Genomic DNA, 24,924 nt, shown 5'->3' with positions numbered 1-24,924 from the left:
GACTCCTGACTCCTGACTCCTGACTCCTGACTCCTGACTCCTGACTCCTGACTCCTGACTTCTGACTTCTGACTCCTGACTCCTGAATCCCGACTCCCGACTCCCGACTCTCCTTAATCCTTCTTTACAAATCTCACCACAAGCATTACAGTTCTTTGCAAATAAGTTGGTCAAGCTGCCAGCACATGATAACTTTTTATAAAGTCTACTAAAGGAGAACTAATGGCAATGGAATCAAATTCTATCGTGAGCCAAGACGCAGAACGTGAAGATATCAGCGAATATGTTGCCCATTTGCAGCTTCATATGACTCTCCAAGCTCGTAACCTGGTTCCAAGCCTGAATCCTAAAAACCAAGACAGTCGGGAAGAATTACTTCATCAAACACAAGCTAATTTTGAAAAGTTAATCTCTCGACAAGTAATATAATCGAAGTATAAATATATTAATATATCCATTCAAATATTTTAAATTTTTTAGATTTTAGAGCAGATTTTGTTATTTTGTCTTTGCTGGAGATAATTAACAAATCTGCTTTTAAATTTTAGCGTTTAAGATGTAACTATTTAAGATTGACAATTTGAACCTGAAAAATTATACTGGCGAGGCGGTAGCACTTTTTTTGTTGATTACCGAATAAAAACACTATCTCCTGATTTAAACATTTTTATCCCAACAAAGTATTAGTTACAGTTTGTGCTAACCTATAAGAAAAAGTCAAATGTTTATAACAATAGCCATAGCAAAAGTAAAATTGAGTTCGAGAAAATAAGTTTGAAAATTTGAATGCACTGAAACTTGAATTCAAAAAAAATTGAACTTGAAAATTTGAACTTGAAAATTTGAACTCGAAAATTTGAACTCGAAAAGTTAAGAAATCAAGCTTTAGAATCTTATATCAATATCTAAAAATCGAATAAAATAGGCGATAAAGCAGGAAAATCTTTTCTATGCTTGATCGTATGATTACTTACTCTGAAGCAGAACTATTGAAATATCCACACTATAATGTAACGTGTTGGTGTGAGATTGTGTCACTAAAATCACTCTTTTGGGTCAGTGGTAACGAACTCAAAGCCTTTAAAATTATAAAGGGAATATATTCCCAACAACGGTAGTAAATTTAATGCTGAATAGCGGCTCGAATGAAAATGACTTCATTTCTACCTCGGAACCTCAGCGTTGTCATCCGTCCTCTGCAATACCGGGACTTGGATGGTATTGAACGCTTAACACAAGAGTCGTTTGCAGCTTCTTCGGAAAAAGAAGCTGAGATCGCTATGCAGCAGATGCATTGGTTGCGTCGCTGGTTTGGTTTTCTCAAATTTCTGAGTTGGTTCCCTAATCCCTTACAATATCGTTTTTGCGCTTATGTTGCAGAGCAGGGACGAACCTTACTGGGAATGGTTCAAGTTTCACCGTTCAACAAAACTCGCAGCACCTGGCGTGTGGATAGAGTAATGTTGAATCGTGCATTTGAGAAACAAGCAGTTGGTTCGCAGTTATTACGTCACTGCTTTGAATCAATCTTGGAAGCAAGAACTTGGATTTTAGAAGTAAATATTAATGACAAACAAGCATTAGCTTTATATCGACAGAATGGTTTTCAACGTCTTGCAGAATTAACCTATTGGGAAATTTCTCCAGATGCTCTGGCTGAACTCGCGAAGAACGAACCAGATTTACCCAACTTGTTACCTGTAAGTAACGCTGATGCTCAATTGTTATATCAATTGGATACCCAGTCAATGCCTCCTTTGGTCAGACAGGTATTTGACCGTCAGACTTGTGATTTTAAGACTAGTTTATTCAGCGCTTTAACAAATGCGATTGCGCAGTGGATCAACCGTAGTGAAGTGGTTAGTGGTTATGTTTTTGAGCCACAACGAAAAGCTGCAATTGGTTATTTTCAACTGAAAATAGATCGTAAAGGTCAAGAGAGTAATGTCGCACATTTAATCGTTCATCCGGCTTATACTTGGCTGTATCCAGAGTTATTGTCTCAGTTAGCTCGAATTACCCAAGATTTCCCCCAACAGCCTTTGCAACTATCAACTGCAGATTATTTGTCGGAGGGGGAAGAATATCTAGAGCATATTGGAGCAAACCGAATTGAGCATACCTTAATTATGTCTCGTTCTGTATGGCATAAAGTAAGGGAATCCAAATTTGTATCTCTAGAAGGTATTCAATTACCGGAAGTTTTGCAGGGTTTACAACCAGCACGTAAACCGATACCAGGTGGGATGTCTTGGAAAGCTCATCAGCAGATTTCTACCCAAGGGAACCGGACACCTAAAAATTCTTCCTCAGAAAGTATATCTTTACCTCAACATAAACGTAATTTAGAAATATCTAATAATAAAAAAGAACCAATAGACAAATCCCAGGAGAAATCTGGTGGAAATTGATCCCCACAACCAACCAGAAAATCAATCGAATCGAGGAGATATTTCTGAAGAAGAAGTTTCTGAAGCAGAAATATCTGAAGAAAAGAATAATTCAGAACAAGTAACTATTTCCCATAAGCAAGAGTCAAGCTCATTAGTTTTGGCTCTTGCTTTAGACGTTGGTCGGAAAAGAATTGGTGTCGCAGGATGCGATCGCACTGGTTTAATCGCGACTGGACTCACAACAATTGAAAGAACATCTTTTGAACGAGACGTAGAACAAATCCGTCAATTAGTCCGACAAAGACAAATTAATGTATTAGTCGTTGGGTTACCATATTCCATGGATGGTTCCTTAGGATTTCAAGCTCGTCAAGTCAAAAAATTTGCTTATAGAGTAGGAAAAGCACTAGAATTACCGATTGAATATGTTGACGAACGATTAACTTCTTATCAAGCAGAACAATTAATAATTGCGGAAAAGCGTTCTCCGTCCCGCAATAAAGGTTTAATTGACCGTAAAGCTGCATCTTTAATCTTACAACGATGGTTAGATGCTAGAGTAAGAACTTGATAATAAGCTATTTAAGTTAGTAGCATATCAGCTAAGTTATCATTGCTTGGAAATGATATTCTGAATTTTGTTGACTAGCATTGAATCTGTATCGAAAATTATTTAGTTAGCATCATCGCTTATTGAATAGTTCAACGATTCTCAGAGACAGCTGGTTGTTTTATAATCTCACAACACGGCTATGTTTCCCTCTCCATTTCCAGAAGAAAATGAGAATAATAATCTGACAACAGTTACTTTGACAGATGACAATAATCGGTCACTTGAATGTTATGTCGAAAATTCTCTAAGTGTTGATGGTCAAGAGTATGTTTTACTTCTCCCCGTCGATTCTCCCGTAGAAATTTTTGCTTGGCAAGGTGAAGAGGAAGAAGAAGAACCCGTATTCATCGAAGATGATGCAATTCTTGAGGAAATATTTAACACTGCTCAAGCTGTACTGTCGGAGTACGACCTAGTGTTAAAATATACTGCCTATGCCCTGACAGTTGCTGGTGAATTACCTCCATTTGAAGAATCAGAAATCACCATTTTAGAAATTGAAGATGAAGAAGCGGATTTAGAGCCAGAGCAATTACAGCTTCTAGCTGGCTTCTATCATAAAGAGCAAGAGTATAGAATTTATACGCCAGTAGATCCGCTGTTGTTCTTCGCACGAGTATCGAAAAACGGTAAACCAGAATTACTCTCTCCGGAAGAATTTCGCCAAGTTCAACCTTATTTGGAAGAACATCTGTTTGACGAAGTTGAATAATAAAAATTAAATGAGTGAATTCAATGATTAAAAATTGAAAATTAGAATGAAAATTTTAGTTTTCGGTTTTTAATTTTTTTAATGGTTAATTTTTTCTAAGTGATTGATTTTTTTAGTGAATTTATGGTTGTAGAGAAAAAAAATTGGTCGCGATTATTACTGTTTGGATTACCGTTAACTTTAGTAATTTTTATTTTGCAGAGTTTTATTTGGTGGACAAAAGTTAGTTCTCCCATTCACTCCATAGGGACTAATACAGAACCATTACAAATAAAAATTCTTCCTGGAACTGCGATCCAGGAAATAGGTAATAAACTTACAGAAGTAGGATTAATTCGTTCTCAGTTAGCATGGGATTTATGGGCGAAATATTTAAATTTTCAAGATCCCCAAGGTGGTTTTAAAGCAGGAACTTACAAAATATCTCCTTCATTATCTTTACCAGATATCGCCGCAAAAATTTGGCAAGGTGATGTAGTTCAATATTCCTTTACTGTACCGGAAGGCTGGTCTTTGCAACAAATGGCGGTTTTTTTTGAAAAACAAGGTTTTTTCCCCGCTCAAGATTTTTTCCAAGCTGCAGCAAAAGTTGATCGCAAGAAGTATCCTTGGTTACCTGCAGATATTCCTTTCTTAGAAGGTTTTTTATATCCCGACTCCTATAACTTCGATCCCAATAGTATTACTCCCGAAGCTGTGGTTACAAAAATGTTGCAACGATTTGAGCAAGTTGCATTACCCGTATATCAAAAAGCAAGTAATAATACTTCTCTGAGCTTAAAAAATTGGGTTACTCTCGCCAGTATCGTTGAAAAAGAAGCAGTAGTTGCAAAAGAAAGACGGTTAATTGCTGGTGTATTTACTTCCCGATTGCGGATCGGTATGCCGTTACAAAGCGATCCAACGGTAGAATATGCCTTAGGTATTCGCCAAACAGCAGATCGACCCCTTACCTTTCGACAAGTTAGAACAGCATCTCCCTATAATACTTATATTAATCCTGGCTTTCCTCCTACACCCATCGCCTCACCTGGGTTAGCAAGTTTGAAAGCAACATTGGATCCGCAGAAAACTGATTATCTTTATTTCGTCGCTCGCTATGACGGTACCCACATATTCAGTCGCACCTTACCAGAACATCAAGCTGCTGTGAAGCAAATCCGCAAACAAAGACAAAAAAGGTAAGTTTCTTTATCATCTTCCCTATTTATAAAGTGGTATCATTTCAGCCTATAAGCGTAATAAACGCGTAATATTCATAGACTTGTTATTATTTTTGACTCCGGGTAATGAAACAGACACTAATTTAGCAATTACCAATTATTAATTACCGGATATCCCTGAAAATAAAAGAGTCCGATTAAGATTTATTTTCTAGTTTCGATTTTGAGTTTTGATAATGACTTGGAGTAATCTTTTACAGCCCGACTTAATTTTACAAAATTCGGTTTTAGAATTGACACCAGACACAATCCGGAAATATGGACTTAAGGGTCTGATATTAGACGTTGATGAAACCCTAGTACCGGTAAAAGCAGCTTCTGCTTCTGAGGAATTACAAGCATGGGTTGAAGAAATCCGTTCTTGTACATCTTTATGGTTGGTTAGTAACAATCTGAGTGAAAGTCGAATTGGTAGTATCGCCCGTTCTTTAGATTTACCTTACTATCTTGGAGCCGCAAAACCATCCCGTCGCAAACTTCGGGAAGCACTCAGGGGAATGAATCTACCCGCACAGGAAGTAGGAATGGTTGGCGATCGCTTATTTACAGATGTGATTGGTGGTAACCGTTTGGGGATGTTCACCATTTTAGTTGAACCTATTGTTAATCCTGGTGTTGCACTACGCAGTCATCCGATTCGCAATTTTGAAGTCTGGATTTCTGAAAGCTTGGGAGCGACCATCACTGCAAAAAACACAAATGTACACAAAAATTGAGACTACTTGAAAAAAGTAAATCTAAAGAGATAATTAAGAAATCTGTCTTTGATACAAAAATCGGGGACGATAATAGTAATAAATACCGGGTCAGCCCAAATAAAGACCCAAAAATAGCAAATTTTTATATGTGTAGAATGTCAGCCTTCACGCTATAGAGGGACTGGCATTTTACAGTTTTTGGTAATTGGTATAGCGCTACGCGCAAGTAAAAAGTAAGAAGTAAAAAGTAAAAAGTCAACAGCTTACTACACATAGGTTTAAGAATTCATAGATGTTCTAACCTAACTACGTAGCGCTATATTTAGTGATTGGTGATTGGTCTTTAGAGTTACCAAGTTTGATTTCAGTTTTACTTGGTTGTTTTTGATAACTCTCTCCACCACAACCATGAAAATGGCGATCGCTTTTTCTAATCTACTCATCACTGTGCGCTAACATTACTTCTTATTACTTCTTACTCATTACTTATTACTTCTTACTTATTAACAATTACCCACCATCAAAGATATGATAAATCTTGAACCGGACATGGGATAACCAAGCAAATCTTGGTAATGCATTTTGATTGATGTCACAAACAATAGTCGTCAAAATTGGAACTTCTAGCCTTACTCAACCTGAAACGGGTAAATTGTCGCTCTCTACAATAGCGACTCTTGTAGAAACTCTTTCACAATTAAGACAGAAAGGTAACCGTGTAATTTTAGTTTCTTCTGGAGCTGTAGGGGTTGGTTGCGGATGCTTGGGTTTAACCGAAAGACCAAAAGCGATCGCTCTCAAGCAAGCAGTCGCAGCGGTGGGACAAGGTAAGTTAATGCGGGTTTATGACGATCTATTTACGACTCTACAGCAACCTATCGCTCAAGTTTTATTGACTCGTAGTGACTTAGTGCAGCGCAGTCGCTATCTTAACGTTTACAATACCTTCAAGGAACTTTTGGGATTGGGAGTTATTCCAATTGTTAACGAAAATGACACGGTCGCCATAGATGAATTAAAGTTTGGCGATAATGATACTTTGTCCGGTTTAGTTGCAAGTTTAGTAGAAGCAGATTGGTTATTTTTACTAACTGATGTAGATCGACTTTACTCAGCAGACCCGCGTTTTGTACCGGATGCTCGACCGATTTCTTTAGTGAGTGATATTAAAGAACTGACTAAATCGCAAGTAAAAACTGGTACTCAAGGCTCTCAGTGGGGTACTGGGGGAATGGTAACAAAAATTTCTGCAGCCCGTATCGCTACTGCAGCTGGGGTTCGTACGGTAATTACAGAAGGTAAATATCCAAGAAATATCGAAAAAATTTTGCAGGGAGAAAGTATTGGTACCCACTTTGAGCCCCATCCAGAAACAACTTCGGCTCGAAAACGCTGGATTGCTTACGGTTTAGTTCCATCAGGGAAGTTATATTTGGATGCTGGTGCAGTACAAGCAATTTCTACTGGAGGAAAATCTTTACTGGCTGCTGGAATTGCTGAAGTTGAAGGTGAATTTGATACCCAAGAAGCAGTGCTTTTATCTGACCGCGATGGTAATGAAATTGCCAGAGGATTAGTTAATTACAATAGTGTTGAGTTACAAAAAATTCAAGGTTCCCGTTCCGGTGAGATTCGAGAAATTTTAGGTTATGAAGGTGTGGAAACGGTGATTCACCGAGATAATTTGGTGCTGATTTAAGATTAGAAACCAATTGATAATAAGTTTGTAGCGATAGAATGTAAGTCCTGTCTCTTAACTTCTGACTTCTGCTACAAATTCTTAACATAGTTGACTAAAATTTTCTGTCATTATGACCTGATGAAAGCTATTTGGTAGTGAAGCATTATTAGTATATTCATCTTACATGGCGGTGCGTTACGTCGCAGTGCTCGAGGTGACATGAAATAAGATATTCTCTTACCCGTCTGACACATTAAAATCACTTTATTTTCTACTGATAAACACCTTTGAACAAGATTACCTTCTAACAAGATTTATAAATAAACTCCGATAAAATTAGAGCTTGAATCAACTATTAAAAATTAGCGTACTGTTATTAACCGGTCACCATCAATTAATTTGATTTAAGAAATCTAGTTTTTCTTAAAGCAGGGTTTATTGGAAATCCAGTGACTGATATAATTCTGACTGCTTATTGCGAAAATCGAACAAGTATATTACTTTTTGGTTACTAAGGAATCTTAAAGTTAAGCAAATCTTTCCATCGTCAGTAGAATTGCAAGTTACCTAGTTGGGAATGCGTCACCAGAGGAATAAAAAATGGGTCATGTAATTGCAACAGCCAATATGAAAGGTGGTGTGGGTAAAACAACCCTCAGCGTCAACATTGCGACTTGTCTCGCAAAAAATCATGGTAAACGGGTGTTAGTATTGGATTTAGATACTCAGATTAGCGCCACACTCAGTCTGATGTCACCTGTCGATTTTGCTAAACTGCGGAAACAAAGAAAAACATTCCGATATTTAATAGACGAAATTATTAATCCTGGGAGAAAACGCAAATATTCAATAGAAGATATTATTGAGTCTGGTGTTTGTAGGTTGGAATTACTAGATTTATTACCAGGAGATATCGATTTATATGATGAATTTGTAGTTTCAGAAATGCTGCACGAACAAGCAGTAACAATTGGTGAAAAGGATTTTGAAACTATTTGGAATCGTTTTGAAAGGGTTCTATTAGCTAAGGTTTTGGAACCGGTACGGGAAAAATATGATTTTATTATTTTAGATTGCGCTCCTGGTTATAATCTCTTGACTCGGAGCGCTTTGGCTACCAGTGATTTTTATATCTTACCAGCTAAGCCAGAACCCTTATCTGTAGTAGGTATTCAATTATTAGAAAGAAGAATTGCACGTTTAAAAGAAAGTCACGAACAGGAGACGAGTATCAACGTTGAGATGTTGGGTATTGTGTTTACTATGTCTAATGCAAACATTCTTAGCGGTAGATATTATAAACAAGTAATGAATCGTGTCAATCAAGATTTTGGGGAAGCAAAAGTTTTTCAGACCCAAATACCAACTGATGTAAATGTTGCAAAAGCTGTAGATAGTTTTGTTCCTGCTGTTTTAACTACACCTACTTCTTCTGGTTCTAAAGCATTTATTAAGTTGACCCATGAATTGTTAGATAAATTGTGAGTTGGTAATGGGTAATTGGTGATTGGTTCGTAGTTGCGCTTTAGCGCTTTCATTTTAAAACTTTTCGGGGCTAAAGCCCAACTACAAACCTAATAAAATTAATGCGGTCAAGGTTAAGTTAAAACTCTCCCGCTAAAGCTGGAATACAGCGCTCACAAAGCAGGGGATGTTCTTTTGACTCCCCGACTTTAGTGGAGTAATTCCAACAGCGATCACATTTTTTACCGTCTGCTTTTGCTACACCAATATCCCATTTATCCGAATGTAAATTGTATTGCAAGCTTTGGATTTTTTCTGCGTCATCAACAATTTCCACTTGGGATGTGATGAACAGATAGCGCAGTTCGTCTACACCGTTACCTTGCTCGGGATTGAATGATTTTACCGATGCAAGTAATTCTTGGTTGGGGATGTAAAGCAAAACTTTGGCTTCCAGGGGAGCACCAATCATTTTTTCGGCTCTCGCTTGTTCCAGTACTTTATTTACATCGGTACGTAATTCCCGAATTTGGTGCCATTTTTCGGCTAATTCTGGATTATGCCATTTTTCTTCTAAATGTACCCAACCCGATTCAAATACCGATTTGTAAGCTGTTTCATAGGGAAGAAATTGCCAGATATCTTCCGCCATATGACATAATACTGGAGCCATTGCTTTAGCTAAATTCTCCAAAGCAATTTGCAATACAGTTTGACAACTGCGACGACGGAAAGCTTTAGGTGCGCTGATATATAATCGGTCTTTCGCTGCATCTAAATAAAAGTTAGATAAGTCCACCACACAGAAATTCTGGATGGTTTGGAAGAAACGGGAGAATTGGAAGCTGTCATAGGCTTCGGTAATTTCCTGGAATACTTCAGTCATGCGGTGGAGCATGTAGCGATCAAGTTCGGGTAATTCCTCAAAAGCAACTGCATCTTTTTTGGGGTCGAAATCATGCAAATTTCCTAACAAAAACCGCGCTGTATTGCGAATCTTGTTTCTGATGTCGGTGATTTGCTTGAGGATGTTTTTACCCAAAGGTTGATCGGAAGTGTAATCAACCGAAGAAACCCACAAGCGCAAAACATCAGCACCATAAGCGGGTTCTTGCTTTTGATTTTTTCCACCTTCTATAACAACTTTGGGGTCAACTACATTCCCCAAGGATTTACTTTGTTTACGTCCTTTTTCGTCCAAAGTAAAACCGTGGGTTAATACAGTTTTATAAGGCGCACAACCATTTACCGCCACGCTAGTAAGCAAACTGGATTGGAACCAACCCCGATGTTGGTCGGAACCTTCCAGGTAAATATCCGCTGGGTAACGCAATTCGGGACGCTGTTGTACTACTGAAGACCAAGAAGACCCAGAATCAAACCACACATCCATGGTATCCGTACCTTTGCGGTACTTTTTGCCATTATTCCGGAAACTTTCTGGTAATAAGTCCTCTACTGGAAGTTCCCACCAAGCATCGGAACCCTTCTCAGCAATAATTTTTTGGACGTGAGCGATGGTTTCTTCCGTTGATACAGCTTCCCCAGTTTCTTCATCGTAGAATACAGGGATGGGTACGCCCCAAGAACGCTGACGGGAAATACACCAATCCGAGCGATCTGCAACCATTGGGGTGATACGATTCTCACCCTGCGCGGGAATCCATTTCACCTGTTTGATTTCTTCCAAGGCGCGATCGCGAAAACCTTCTACGGACACAAACCACTGTTCCGTAGCGCGGAAAATTGTTGGTTTTTTAGTACGCCAGTCATAAGGATATTTGTGGAGATATGGCTCGTGTTTTAATAAGGAACCTGCGGAAGTAAGAGCATCAATTACTGCTTGGTTACCTTCACTAATTTCACCTTTTCCTCCCACAACCTTCAAACCAGCAAACCGTCCAGCTTCCTCAGTAAATTTACCAGCATCATCAACGGGGGACACAATCGGTAAACCGTAACGTTGACCGACAATATAGTCTTCTTGACCGTGACCGGGAGCGGTATGTACCAAACCAGTACCGGACTCAGTTGTGATGTAGTCACCACCGATAATTACGGGACTTTCGCGATCAAATAAGGGATGACGATAAGTGCAATTCTCTAAATCTTTTCCTTTAATTGTGGCTTTGACAGTTAATTTTGCGTCAAAAGTTTCAGCAAGTCGTTCTACCAAATCAGCAGCAACAATCAGGTACCTTGTAGAGACGTAGCATGCTACGTCTCTACATTCGACTACGGCGTAATTAAGATCCGGATTGACCGCAACCCCCAAGTTACCGGGAATTGTCCAAGGTGTAGTTGTCCAAATTGCCACACCCAAATCAGGTAAAAACTCTGAAAGTACAGATTTAGCTGCATCCGCCAAACTTACAACTGGAAAAACAGCATAGATACTCGGCGAAGTATGACCCTCAGGATATTCCAACTCAGCTTCCGCCAAAGCAGTTCTGGAACTGGGACTCCAATGAACCGGTTTTAAACCGCGATAGATGTAACCTTTCAACATCATTTCACCGAAAACCGCAATCTGCGCCGCTTCGTATTCCGGATTTAGGGTCAGATAAGGTTCATCCCAGTTACCCCAAACACCATAGCGCTTAAAACTTTCCCGTTGATGATCTACGGTGGCGATCGCGAACTCTTTTGCTTTCTTGCGTAACTGCAAAGGCGTTAACTTTTGCCGTTCCGCTGACTTCATATTTTGCAAAACTTTAAGTTCCGTAGGTAAACCGTGGCAGTCCCAGCCCGGAATGTAGCAAACCTTACGTCCTTTTAATAACTGATAACGATTAATAATATCTTTGAGAATTTTATTTAAGGCATGACCAATATGCAGAGAACCATTGGCGTAGGGAGGTCCATCATGCAATATAAATAGTTCGCCTGGGTTTTCTTGGGACAGGCGTTCGTAAATTTGATTTTCTTGCCAAAACTTCTGGATTTCGGGTTCGCGCTTGACGGCGTTTGCCCGCATATCGAACTTAGTAGACGGTAAATTTACTGTATCTTTGTAACTTCCAGTTTCTGTCACGATTTCATGCCAAAAATTCTAAGGTAATATGCCCATCATTATCAATGAGACTGCCCAAGTCTTCAACCTGGAACAAATTGTTTTAAGTTTACAACTTTAGTTTGCAACTATGAGGGAAATTTTCCCGTTGATGATGATACACATAAAAATACTCTTTAATGATAATGTAATTAACATTTGAATTATCATACTGATAAGTAAAATCCTTTTTTTCCAAGTAGGATGCTAATACGCGCAGTGAGATGTCTCACCCAGTGGTATTTAAAAATTTATAACAATGTTGCCTTATATCCGATCCGATGATGTCGTAAGCTCTCTTGCATCTCGAAAATCGACCTTCCCATCATGGAAGCTACAGGAGTTTATCCTATAGTTAGTCGGGAATGTTAATAATAATTTTATTGTCAATATGAGTTTGGAATTTGAATTTAAAGCTGGGCTGTGGTGAGCGGGTAATGCTCTTGATACAACTGAATATCAAGTGCATAAGTTGCTTTGACCCGTACATATTTATATTTAAGTTCAAGTTATTATTATGTCTATGAAAAAAATAAATTAAGCTACCCACTGCTAACTTGAGTATAGGTACATTGCTAGACTTTCAAACCCTCAAAGCTTAAGCTTACCCAACACTCATACATAGAAAAAATTTCTTGAAAAAAAATAAGAAAAAAGATAATTACCATCTAAAATAATTACCATCGTAGCTTGAAAGTATAGCGGACAATTTAAAGATTTGCTTGAAAATTGCTTGTGTATTTCCATTTTTATTTATTTGGATCCGTAACCCAGAAAATGATATAGAAATGGTTCGCTATTTTTCTCCTATTTCTTTTTTCACCCAGTTTTAGCACCTACGACAGCGGTCTCCTGGAATGTTTAAGATGACTCGTAATATATATGCGTTATTAGTTGGAATTGATAACTACCTCAAACCTGTTACTCCTCTCAAAGGTTGCATCAATGATGTAGTAGCGATTGAAGAGTATTTGCGATCGCGTGTCAAAGTAGAAGGATGGAATTTAGATTTAAAAAGTCTTAAAGATGAGGAGGCTACACGCCAAAACATAATCAATAATTTTCGACAACACTTGGGTCAGGCAAAAAGTAATGACATAGTCTTATTTTACTATAGCGGTCACGGTTCTCGAGAAGAAGCACCACGGGAATTCTGGGATTTTCAGCCCGATAGATTGAATGAAACTCTAGTTTGCTATGACAGTCGTTCTAAAGGAGGGTGGGATTTAGCTGACAAGGAATTATCTAAGTTAATCTCGGAAGTTGCACAAAATAATCCGCAAATTACAATTATTTTGGACTGCTGTCATTCTGGAAGTGGTTCTAGAGATCCGTTTCAGGAAACTAATGTACGTGAATTTTCTGCAGATGAGCGTCAGCGTTCCTTGGATACATTTATTTTTTCACCTGAAGAAATTCAAAATTTAAAATCTTCTTATCAACGTGCTTCTGGTTGGAGTTTAGTCACAGGAAAGCATATCTTATTTGCATCTTGTCGAGAACAGGAAAAGGCAAAAGAATACAATGGCAATGATGGACAAACACGAGGAGCATTTTGTTACTTTCTCACAGAAGCTTTGAAGAAAGCTAAGGGAAATCTTACTTATCGAGATTTATTTAAGCAAATCAATGCTTTAGTACGTAGTAAAGTCCAAAACCAATCTCCACAATTAGAAGCAACAAACCCAAAAGATTTAGACCAGTTATTTTTAGGTGGAGCAATTAGCGATCGCAGTCCCTATTATACTATTTCGCATCATAAAGAATACGGTTGGGTAATTGATGGAGGTGCTGTACATGGTGTACCTCTTCCAGTTGGAGAAGAAACTATGCATTTGGCTCTTTTCCCTGTTGAAACCCGAGGTGAATCTTTACGAAAATTATCAGATAAAATTGCTGAAGCGAAGGTCACGCAAGTTTTACCGCAGTTAAGTAAGGTTGAAATTACCAGTAGTATTGGTTTAGATCGAGAACAAACTTTCAAAGCTGTAATTACCGCTTTACCTTTACCTCCAAAAACCGTACGCTTTGAAGGTGAAACAGAAGGGGTGCAATTATTACGAGAAGCATTGCAAAACATTGGAGACAACGGTCAACCTTCTGTGTATGTCCGAGAAGTTGAGGATACTGGGAAAGTAGAATTTAAGGTTTTGGCTCATAGGGGCAGATATATTATTACCAGACCTGCTGATGGTTTCCCTCTCGCGAGTTTGGCTCAAGGTTATAACCAAAGTAGTGCGATCGCAGTCATTCACAGACTGGAACATATTACTCGGTGGACAAATTTGAGCGAACTTTCCAGTCCTGCGAATAGTCGGATTAGTCCGGATGCGATTCAGATGGAAATTTATCAAGACGGTAAGGTCTTATCAGATGGTGAAATTCGTCTTAGTTACTATCGAGATGATAGGGGTAAATGGAAGAAACCTGCTTTTAAAGTTAAGCTCAAAAATACTAGCAACGAAACTCTTTATTGTGCTTTACTCGATTTAACCGAACAATTTGCCATTAATGCAGGCTTTTTTGAAGCAGGTTATGTAAAACTCGAACCAAATCAAGAAATTTGGGCGCTGGGTAAAAAATCAATTCGTGCGAGTGTTCCTCAAGAAGTATGGGAACAAGGAATTACAGAATTTCAAGATATTTTTAAACTAATTGTTTGTACTAATGAATTTGATGCTAGGCTCCTAGAACAGGATAAGCTCGATTTACCCTATCGAAAAGATACTCTCAGTCAAAGAGGAAGTATGCGTGCGGGTACTCTCAACCGTCTCATGAATCGCCTGCAATCTCGCGATCTAGAAGTTGATGACGAGGCTGAAGAATACGATGATTGGGTCACAAGTCAGGTCGTAATTAAAACTATCAGACCCCTAGAAACTACCCCCATACCTAAATCTGGAATTGGTGTTTCTCTTGGAACTGGAGTATTATTGCAAACTCATCCATACTTACAAGCCAATGCTCGCTTAATAAATACTTCTGCGTCTACAAGAGGTTTAGATGATAATCATTTACCACCATTGCTACGAGAAAATTCTCAAACCAATCAACCCTTCCCATTAACTAGTAGTCGGGGGATTGAACCTGCTTTGAATACCTTGGAACTAAGGGAAGTAAATATTGACACTATTGCCACAGTTAACCGCGAGAATCCTCTAAAACTAATCGTTGATACGCCCTTAATACGGGGAGAACGGGTATTACCATTTGCTTATGACGGTGAGTTTTATTTACCCTTAGGAGTTGGATATTCCCACAACGGTAGAACTGAAATTAGATTAGAACGCCTACCCGAACCAGTAAATCAAGGAGAACGGGATTTAAAAGGTGCCCTTAAGATTTTCTTCCAAAAAATCGTAAGTGAAAAGATAGGGTTAGAGTTTTCCTATCCCCATTTAGCGATCGCCAATGTAGCACCTGACGAAACTGTAAGTTACGAATCACACATAGAGCAAGTCAAACAACGGGTGACCCAAGCAGAGAAAATAGTCCTGTTCATTCATGGAATTACAGGCGAAACTGCCAATTCACTACCCAGCATGCAACGGGGGAAAGTAGAAGTAGATGGTCAAGAGAAATCACTAGCCCAAATATATGATTTAATTCTTTCTTTTGACTACGAAAATCTTCATACTTCCATTGAGGAAAATGCCAGACTATTAAAAGACCGTCTCGAAACAGTCGGTTTGGGTGCAAATCATGGCAAACAACTGGAAATAGTCGCTCACTCCATGGGTGGTTTGATATCTCGTTGGTTTATCGAACGCGAAGGTGGGAAGCAAATAGTCAATCATTTGATTATGTTAGGTACGCCAAATGCAGGTTCCCCTTGGTCCACGGTAGAAGACTGGGCGATCGCCTTATTAACATTTGGGTTAAATGGCTTATCTACATTTGCTTTTCCCGCGAAGATATTGAGTAATCTGCTGAGTTTGATTGAAAAAATTGATATTTCACTAGATCAGATGCAACCGGGTTCAGATTTTCTTAAATCCTTGGCTGCAAGTTCAGATCCAAGTATTCCCTATTCTATTATTGCCGGGAATAACTCGATGATGTCTGCAAATATTGAAACTGGGAAGTTGCAGCGATTAATGCAGAAACTGCGAAATAAATCCATAGATTTAGCTTTTTTTGGTCAAACCAATGATACTGCTGTAACTGTAAGGAGCATCACAAGTGTGGATCCTAAACGCATTCCTCAGCCACAAATTCAAGAAGTCGGTTGCGACCACGTTAGTTATTTCAGCGATGTGGAAGGATTAACAGCACTTACTAGGGCGTTGATAGAATCTCAAAAATATAAAAGAAAGGGGTTTTAAATATAGCGGTTTTCATTTGAATCAAATACATTTTCTAATTCCCAAATGTAGAGACGTAAAATTATGACCTTACGGTCACGCTGTGCTAATACGTCTCTACGAGGTGTACTACACTCAACCGAAAACCGCTATATAAGGGGGCTTTAAAAATCCAATTTGGTATTACACCAGCCTCCCGACCAAAAACTACTAGATAAATTTAATTTAGATACATATGCAGTCATGAAAACCTATTCGAATATTTTAAAGGCAAGTGCTGGCTTATTTTTTGGGACTGCGACCTATCTATTAAGCACAAGTATTCCTGTAAAAGCTGCTGAAAAAGTTATACTACGTTACGGTATTTTGTCCGAATCTATCTCGGTTGCGGAATTACAAAAAGTTGCCGAAAGCGGAAAAATACAGGGACCTTACAAAAAATATACTGACCGATTACCTGTGGAGGAACGCCAAAAATTATTAACAACACTGCGAACAAAATATCCTGTTAATTTTCTGACCTTAAGTCGACTTTTATATACCCCAGGTGGTAGTGCGATTCTAAAGGATTTGGCAAAAGTAACTTTACGTTCGGAAAGTGGGGGAATGCAAGCATTAAGGTCAGCGTTAGTTCGTGGTTCTAAAAATAGGGAAGGACTTTCGATTATTAGTTTTATTAATGCTTATCCCAGCGAACAACTAGAAATTGATGTGAAAGAAGCATCGAAAACATTTAACCACTTGAATTTAGCTTACCAGCAAACCCAGCAGTTTATGGATGCGATCGCTCCTCAATTGTCTGCGGTTAACAATTCTCAATTTAGTTCAAATGTCGATCCGACCCAACCAGGGAATGGGATTGTAGATGTTCTTAAACTCAATTTAAAGGATGAGAAACGCTCTTCCCGCTCAGTTCCCGTGGATATTTATTTTCCTAAAGCCTTAACTAGTAAACCCAAAGCGAAATCCGTAGTTGTCCTCAGTCATGGTTTTTCGTCGGATAAATCCGATATGGCTTACATCGCTAAGCATCTCGCATCCCATGGATATGTGGTTGCAGCAGTGGAGCATACAGGTAGCAACCTAAATTATCAAATTGATTTGACTAAAAAAGATGGAATCATTCCCTTGATAAAACCACAGGAATTTATAGAACGTCCTCGAGATATTAGTTTTGTTTTGGATAAGCTAGGGGAATTTAATAAACAGCCCAATCGCCGATTTTTTCCTCAAGTCTCCACCGATAATGTTACTTTGATTGGTCATTCCTTTGGCGGTGGAACAGCTTTAGCAATAGCTGGAGGTGAAATACAAATCGATGATTTAAAATCCCATTGTCCTAATCTTCCAGCTTCCACAAATGGGTCCCAATGGCTACAATGTTTTGCCCAAGATTTACCACAAAAGAGATACCAACTTCGAGATAATCGCGTCAAACAAGTAATCGCTCTCAACCCAACAACTTCTTTAATGTTTGGTAGAACGGGATTAGAAAAAATCCAAATTCCCGTTATGATGCTGGCATCCTCCGCAGACAAAACCACTCCTGCTTTAACCGAACAAGTGATTAGTTTTAATAAAATTCCGTCACCTAAATGGCTAGTAGGAATTGTCGGTGCGACCCACGGTAGTATTAAAGACCCAGCATCTACCGCAGGAAGAGAAAGCCAGAATAAAAGTGAAGTGGTGGGGGAAAAAGCTATCGATATTCGTAAATATATCCAGGGAATTACTTTGGCTTTTATTTACAGAAATAATTCCCCATCCTATCAGACTTTTCTCACGCCCGAATATGCTCAATACGCATCTACAAAGACATTTCCCATTCGTTTAGTGAGAGAAATTCCTGCAGATGTGATGAAATCAGTTTATCAAATTGTTGATAAAAATCAATAATATAAGATTCCCTTTTGCAGCTGCATTATTCAGCTAAAGTCAGATGTTTGAACGCAACCTAGCATTTATCATCGGCATCAATAACTACCAAAACGGCATTTCTCCCCTGAAAACCGCCGTCAATGATGCAAAAAAATTAGTAGAGACTCTCCGAGAAAAGCATAATTATCAAGTTTGGGTATGCTTAAACGAAATCGCAACCCTCAATAACCTAAATAAACTTTTAGAAAAAACCTTACCAGAACAAGTTACAGAAGATGACCGCTTATTATTTTACTTTGCCGGTCATGGAGTAGCCCTTAATGGTGACGATGGTCCTGCTGGTTACTTAATTCCCCAAGATGCAAAACAGGGCGATACTAATAGTTATCTACCGATGACGAGGTTACACGACACTTTAAGTCAATTACCTTGTCGTCACTTCTTGGGAATTCTCGATTGTTGTTTTGCTGGTGCTTTCCGGTGGTCGAGTACCAGGGATTTATTGACTGCACCAGAAGTAATTCACAAAGAACGCTATGACCGTTTTATTACTGACAGTGCATGGCAAATCATTACTTCCTCAGCCTCCGATCAAAAAGCCTTAGATAACTTTAAATTGGATACAGAGCGGGGTCAAATTGGTAATAATTCCCCTTTCGCTGCTGCATTATTAGAAGCGCTAGAAGGTGCTGCAGATATTTACCCTCCCCCCAAACCTGGTAAATCTGGTGGGGATGGAGTCATAACAGCGACCGAACTATATTTGTATTTGCGCGATCGCGTGGAAATCCCCACAGAAAAATACCGTCTGCGTCAAACTCCTAGCATTTGGTGTTTAAATAAGCATGATAAGGGTGAATATATCTTTCTTTCTCCCGGACACGAACTCAATTTACCACCCGCACCACCTTTAGATGAGTCACAAAATCCCTATCGCGGTTTGCAAGCTTTTGAAGAGGAACATAGCAAATTATTCTTTGGCAGACAAACTTTAATAGAACAATTGTATCAACAAGTTTGCCGACAACCGTTAACAGTAGTATTAGGTGCTTCGGGAACCGGAAAATCTAGTTTAGTTAAAGCGGGACTAATACCTTATATCAAACAGTTAAATTCACACAATGTAGAGACGTACCATGGTACGTCTCTAAATGGTACGTCTCTAAATGGTACCTCTCTACAAAAGCAATGGCATATCCTTGCACCAATGCGTCCTGGAGAATCGCCCTTAAAGGCTTTAGATAATGCATTAGCTGGGGATAAATTATTAATTAATATAAAAAATAATAATCCAGTAAATAATCTAAAAACTTGGTTACAAAAAAATCCCCAGTCAAAATTCCTGCTAGTAATTGACCAGACAGAAGAATTGTTGACTCTGTGTCGCAGCGAGCAGGAGAGGGAAGATTTTCTCCAACTATTGGCTAATTTAGTAGATAGTTACTCAGGAAATTTACATATAGTACTGACGGTACGTAGTGACTTTGAACCTCGATTATCCAACTCTGTCCTAGAGCCATATTGGTATTCATCTCGGTTTATAGTTCCAGCAATGACGCGGGAGGAGTTACGAGCTTGCATTGAGGAACCAGCTTCAGTTCGGGTAATGTACTTTGAGCCCCATAGTTTGGTAGAACGGTTAATTGATGAAGTAGTTCAAATGCCTGGAGCATTACCGTTACTTTCCTTTACCTTAAGCGAACTATATTTGAAATATTTGCGTAGTGTTAGATTAGGAACTAGAAAAGACCGGGTAATTACTCAAGCAGATTATGAAGAATTAGGGGGAGTGACCCGCAGTCTAACCCAAAGAGCAGACACTGAATATGACGAATTAGTGAAAAAAAATACTACATATTCTTCCAGTATTCGTAAACTGATGCTGCGGATGGTTGCGGTGGGTGGTGGAGAATTAGCCCGCAGACGGGTACCTTTATCGGAATTAGAGTATCCCGAACCGGAAAATACCCGTATCAAAGAAGCAATTCGGCGTTTCACAGATGCGCGCTTGCTAGTAGAAGGACAAGACCCTGAAGGTAAACCCTATGTAGAACCTGCTCACGACGCTTTGGTGCGAGGTTGGCAAAAGCTGCTAAGTTGGAAACAAGATGAAGAAGAAAACTTAATTTTACAACGCCGACTGACACCTGCTGCGGTGGAATGGCAAAATGTTAAAAGCAAGAAAAAAGCATTGGGGTTTCGAGCCAAGGCTAAACCTGTGTTTGATGGATTAGATCGTAAACTCTACCCGATAGAAAACTTACTCAGTAAAACTACTTCTAGGTTAATTCAACTTTTGCAATCGCAAAATAAACAAGGGCGATTACGAGAAAGACCGGTACAATTTCTTTGGAATGCAAATCCTTATCTTGACGTTTTAAAACAGAAACTCAATTCTGAGGAAAATTGGTTTAACAAGTTAGAAGATGAATTTGTAGAAAATAGCGTTTTGCAAAAACGTCGGAACAATAGCTGGCGCTGGCGGATTTTCATCAGCATCACCCTTATTATAAGTAGTCTGCTGGTATCTGCTTCCTATTGGTTGAGAATCTCACAGATCGAACGAGCTAATGAGTTGAGAAACTCTGCGGAAATAAACTTGTCCGATAATCAGTCTTTAGATGGGATGATTAGGATTTTGCAAGCAGGAAATCTTCTCAAACAACCACTTTTGCGTTTCTTTCCACCAGAACCCGAGCTACAGGAACAAATCGAAGGAACCCTACAAAGAGCAGTTTATACAGTTAGAGAAAGCAACCGCTTGGAAGGTTACAAGCGTCCCATTAGAAGCGTGGTCTTTAGCCCCAACGGTAAGCAATTAGCTACTAGTGGAGATGATGGTACAGCTCGTTTGTGGAACTCCCAGGGTAAAGAACTGCTGATATTTGGAAAAGAAAGAAAAATACACAAAGGTTCAATAAAAAGTATTAAATTTAGCCCGAATGGTAAGCTAGTTGCAACTACGGGAGATGACAGATTTGTACGCTTGTGGGACTTACAGGGTAACCCAATCCAGGAATGGAATGCAGGACAAGGTAAATTATGGGGAGTTGAATTTAGTCCAGATGGTAAGTTCGTCGCTAGCAAAGGAAATGATGCTACCGTGCGTTTATGGAACTTGCAGGGTCAGCTATCGGTAGAATTAAAAGGACATCAAGGATCAGTAAAAAGCCTTAGTTTTAGTCCAAACGGCGAGTCAATAGCAACTGGCTCAGATGATAATACTATACGGTTATGGAACTTTCAGGGTAAAGAGTTAAGTAAAATCGCAGGTCATAAAGCTTCTGTTAGCGGTCTTAGCTTTAGTCCTGATGGTCGGTTCCTTGCTAGTACTGGAGAAGATAAATTTGTTCGAGTGTGGAACGTGGAAGGTAAGCAACCTCCTCAAGAATGGAACGCACAACAAAAGAAAATTTGGGGTGTAACATTTACCCCGGATAGTAAGCAATTAGCGACCGCAGGAGGAGACGGTACTGTTAGGGTTTGGAATTTACAAGGTAAGGAATTAGAGAAATTTGTCGGTCATCAAGGACCAGTGAGAAGTGTAAGTTTTAGTCCAGATGGTAAGCAATTGGCGAGTAGTAGCGATGATACTATGGTTCGCATCTGGGATTTACAAGGTCAGGAATTAAGGAAGATTGAAAATATAAACGCAAATAAAAATAAAAATAATGGAAAAAGCATCAGCTTGGATACTAATGGTAAACAAATAGTCAGTGGTAGTAAGGACGGTACGATTACTGTGCGGGACTTACAAGGTCAAGCTTCCGAAAAAGTATTTAAAGCTGATTCAGGGGAAGTTACAAGTGTGGCTTCTATTCGAGATGAAAATAAAATAGTAAGTGGTGGTAAAGACGGTACTATTAGCTTGTGGAACCTGCAAGGTCAATCCTTGGAAAAAAGATTTCAAACAACTCATTCAGGTGCTGTTAAGAGTTTAGCCTTCAGTCCAGTTTGCAAGAAAATAGTAAGTGGTGGTGAGGACGGTACTCTTGGTTTATGGGATCTGCAAGGTCAACCCTTACACAAAAAACTATTCGAAGGTCATTTAGGTGGGGTTAATAGTGTTGCGTTTAGTCCAGATTGCAAACAAATAGTTAGCGGAGCAGAGGACGGTACTATTCGTTTGTGGAATTTACAAGGTCAGTGGAGAGGAATATTTCAAGTATATGGACCACAAATAACCTCAGTAAAGTTTATTCCAGATAGCAAAGAAATAGACGCCAAAATAATTATTAGCAGCGATAGCGAAGGTCGCATACTATTGTGGAGTTTGCAAGAACCCAAACAGCAATTACCATTAGCACAATGGCAAACCAAACAATCTACAGTTAGCAGTATTAGTTTAAGTTCAGATGGTAAGTTATTAACAACTCTGGGAAGTGATGGTAGCGCTAAATTATGGTCAATTCAATCATCTGACGAATTGATAAAACAAGCTTGCAATTGGGTACGAGATTATTTGAACAATAATCCTGAGTCTAGCATTCGTCATCTCTGCGACTAAAATGAGTGCGGGTTTTTGAGGATTTACAGTTAACTTAGGAGTGTGGATTAAATAAAGTACAAAAGTAGGGTGCTGTTAGCATCGCGTAACGCACTATTCCAAATTTCAGGATTACAGGTTATTAAATTCTCATTCCTTAGGGTTATAGTAGAAAACTTAGAGCAAAATAGTTAAATTTTATTATTATGTTTTAACGAGTGGAGACAATCACGGTGGTATCAGTTAAACCGGAAGTTCAACAAAGAATAGAAGAATTGCGCCAATTGTTGCAACAAGCTAGTTATGATTACTATATTCTGGATGCTCCCACCATGGAAGATGCGGTTTACGACCAACTATATCGGGAGTTACAGGATTTAGAAGCTGAATATCCCCAATTGATATCACCGGATAGTCCCACTCAAAGGGTTGGAGAAAAACCTGCGACTCAGTTTAACTCGGTCAAACATAATATTGCTTTGTACAGTTTGGAAAATGCATTTAATATTGATGAGTTAAAAACCTGGGAACAACGTTGGCGCAGACAGCTGTCATCTGGAGATGAGGTAGAATCTCCTAATAAAGCAGAATATGTCTGCGAACTGAAAATAGATGGTTCGGCTTTAGCTTTAACCTATGAGAATGGGGTTTTAGTTAGAGGTGTAACTAGAGGTGATGGGGTCGCAGGAGAAGATATTACCCAGAACGTGCGCACAATTCGTTCTATTCCTTTACGGTTGAACGTAGAGACGCGCCATGTAGAGACGCGCCAGAGGCTTAACGCCGACGCCGCAGGCTCTGGCGCGTCTCTACAAGGAAGAATAGAAATACGGGGGGAAGCATTTTTACCCTTAGATGTATTTAACCAAATTAACCAGGAACGGGAAAAAGCAGGAGAAAGTTTATTTGCAAATCCCCGTAACGCTGCAGCAGGTACCCTGAGACAATTAGATCCTAAAGTAGTAGATCGCAGGCGTTTAGATTTTTTTGCTTATACCTTACATCTTCCGGGAATGGATGATGCTGAGACGCCAAATACCCAATGGGAAAGATTGCAATTATTACATCACATGGGTTTGAAGGTAAACCCCAATAAAAAACTGTGTCAATCCATTGAGGAAGTAGCGCAATATTACGAGTATTGGGACACAGAACGTCTCAACTTACCTTATATGACCGATGGGGTAGTAGTAAAATTAAATTCCTTTGCACTTCAAGAAAATTTAGGATTTACTCAGAAATTTCCCCGATGGGCTGTAGCATTAAAATATGCAGCGGAAGAAGCACCCACCCGCGTGGAAAATATTCTAGTGAATGTGGGACGTACAGGAGCTTTAACACCCTTAGCCCAGATGCGTCCCGTACAATTAGCCGGAACAACGGTTTCTCGGGCGACTTTACATAATGCCGATCGCATCGCCCAATTAGATATCCGCATTGGCGATACCGTTGTGATTCGTAAAGCTGGAGAAATTATCCCCGAAGTATTACGGGTATTAAAAGAACTCCGCCCCAAGGATACTACACCTTTTATCATGCCCAGTGATTGTCCGGTATGCGGTCAACCCGTAGTCAGACAAAAGGAAGAAGCGGTAACTCGTTGCGTGAATACATCTTGTCCCGCGATTTTGAAAGGTTCAATCGAACATTGGGTAAGTCGCAATGCTTTGGATATTCGCGGAATGGGGGAAAAAGTTGTAGAGCAGTTAGTAGATAAAGGATTAGTTACTTCTGTCGCCGATTTATATGATTTAACACCTGAAAAATTATTAGAATTGGAGCGCATGGGGGAAAAATCTGCACAGAAATTAATTGATGCGATCGCAAAATCGAAAAACCAACCTTGGGCGCGGGTATTATATGGTTTGGGAATTCGTCATGTAGGTAGTGTTATTGCCGAAACTGTAACTAAAAAGTTTGCTTCTGTGGAACAATTAATGCAGGCGAAAGTTACAGATATTGAAGGAATTTATGGGATTGGAATTGAAATTGCTGAATCCGTACATCAATGGTTTCAAGTCAGCGCCAATCAAATTTTAATTGAACGTCTTCAAGCTAGTGAGTTGCAATTTGTTGCGACAACTCCCTGTAAAGAAGATGTTAACACTAATCAAAAACTAGCAGGAAAAACCTTTGTGGTTACTGGTACATTACCCACTCTCAAGCGTAATGATGCTAAGGCTTTAATTAAAAAACATGGTGGTAAAGTTACTGATTCCGTTAGTAAGAAAACCGACTATTTAGTTGTGGGGGAAGATGCGGGTTCGAAGCTGAAGAAGGCTCAAAGTTTGGGGGTTGTGCAGTTGAGTGAGGAGCAGTTGTTAGAATTATTGGGGGATGGATGAATAATTATTAAAGATCAAGTATTGGCACCTAAATTACGTATTATTATAGGATTCTATGATTTATTGATCATATAC

At 39.2% G+C, this 24,924-nt stretch carries 13 protein-coding genes; 12 read left to right on the top strand and 1 reads right to left on the bottom strand.

What is annotated here, in order from left to right:
- Positions 1–228: 228 nt before the first annotated feature.
- The 8 genes from QNJ50_RS17475 to QNJ50_RS17440 all read left to right on the top strand — a co-directional run bounded on the left by QNJ50_RS17475 (position 229) and on the right by QNJ50_RS17440 (position 8,805).
- Positions 229–429, top strand: a complete 201-nt coding sequence (locus QNJ50_RS17475; RefSeq protein ID WP_027843351.1) for a hypothetical protein — start codon at positions 229–231, stop codon at positions 427–429.
- A gap of 704 nt (positions 430–1,133) precedes the next feature.
- Positions 1,134–2,411 (top strand): GNAT family N-acetyltransferase, encoded by a 1,278-nt coding sequence (locus QNJ50_RS17470; protein ID WP_300637485.1) that lies wholly within the window; start codon positions 1,134–1,136, stop codon positions 2,409–2,411.
- Between the two features lie 106 nt (positions 2,412–2,517).
- Entirely contained in the window at positions 2,518–2,964 is a 447-nt protein-coding gene (ruvX, locus tag QNJ50_RS17465) for a Holliday junction resolvase RuvX (RefSeq protein WP_300637483.1), read from the top strand.
- 181 nt (positions 2,965–3,145) lie between these two features.
- Positions 3,146–3,718 (top strand): DUF3727 domain-containing protein, encoded by a 573-nt coding sequence (locus tag QNJ50_RS17460; RefSeq protein WP_300637480.1) that lies wholly within the window; start codon positions 3,146–3,148, stop codon positions 3,716–3,718.
- Positions 3,719–3,841: 123 nt separating this feature from the next.
- Positions 3,842–4,903 (top strand): endolytic transglycosylase MltG, encoded by a 1,062-nt coding sequence (gene mltG / locus QNJ50_RS17455; protein ID WP_300637478.1) that lies wholly within the window; start codon positions 3,842–3,844, stop codon positions 4,901–4,903.
- Between the two features lie 214 nt (positions 4,904–5,117).
- A complete protein-coding gene (locus QNJ50_RS17450) occupies positions 5,118–5,657 on the top strand; it encodes a YqeG family HAD IIIA-type phosphatase (protein WP_300637476.1) in 540 nt (179 codons plus the stop codon).
- A 571-nt stretch (positions 5,658–6,228) separates the two neighbouring features.
- A complete protein-coding gene (gene proB, locus QNJ50_RS17445; RefSeq protein ID WP_300637474.1) occupies positions 6,229–7,338 on the top strand; it encodes a glutamate 5-kinase in 1,110 nt (369 codons plus the stop codon).
- Positions 7,339–7,920: 582 nt separating this feature from the next.
- Entirely contained in the window at positions 7,921–8,805 is an 885-nt protein-coding gene (locus QNJ50_RS17440; RefSeq protein ID WP_300637472.1) for a ParA family protein, read from the top strand.
- 118 nt (positions 8,806–8,923) lie between these two features.
- Here the strand turns inward: QNJ50_RS17440 and ileS are convergent, their stop codons facing one another.
- The gene (gene ileS / locus QNJ50_RS17435; RefSeq protein WP_300637470.1) at positions 8,924–11,818 is read right to left on the bottom strand and encodes an isoleucine--tRNA ligase; all 2,895 of its coding nucleotides are present in this window, start codon (positions 11,816–11,818) and stop codon (positions 8,924–8,926) included.
- An 884-nt stretch (positions 11,819–12,702) separates the two neighbouring features.
- Between ileS and QNJ50_RS17430 the strand changes: the two genes are divergently transcribed.
- The 4 genes from QNJ50_RS17430 to ligA all read left to right on the top strand — a co-directional run bounded on the left by QNJ50_RS17430 (position 12,703) and on the right by ligA (position 24,849).
- On the top strand, positions 12,703–16,161 hold the full coding sequence (locus tag QNJ50_RS17430; RefSeq protein WP_300637468.1) for a caspase family protein: 3,459 nt from the start codon (positions 12,703–12,705) through the stop codon (positions 16,159–16,161).
- 156 nt (positions 16,162–16,317) lie between these two features.
- Positions 16,318–18,036: an alpha/beta hydrolase gene (locus tag QNJ50_RS17425; protein ID WP_300637466.1), complete on the top strand. Its 1,719-nt coding sequence runs from the start codon at positions 16,318–16,320 to the stop codon at positions 18,034–18,036.
- 43 nt (positions 18,037–18,079) lie between these two features.
- Positions 18,080–22,525, top strand: a complete 4,446-nt coding sequence (locus tag QNJ50_RS17420) for a caspase family protein (protein ID WP_300637464.1) — start codon at positions 18,080–18,082, stop codon at positions 22,523–22,525.
- 212 nt (positions 22,526–22,737) lie between these two features.
- The gene (gene ligA / locus QNJ50_RS17415; protein WP_300637462.1) at positions 22,738–24,849 is read left to right on the top strand and encodes an NAD-dependent DNA ligase LigA; all 2,112 of its coding nucleotides are present in this window, start codon (positions 22,738–22,740) and stop codon (positions 24,847–24,849) included.
- Positions 24,850–24,924 lie beyond the last annotated feature (75 nt).

This window comes from Mastigocoleus sp. MO_188.B34 (genome assembly GCF_030065675.1).
GTDB lineage: Bacteria > Cyanobacteriota > Cyanobacteriia > Cyanobacteriales > Nostocaceae > Mastigocoleus.
The sequence above is the reverse complement of the archived record's forward strand: the minus strand, read 5'-3'. Positions and strand labels throughout refer to the sequence as shown.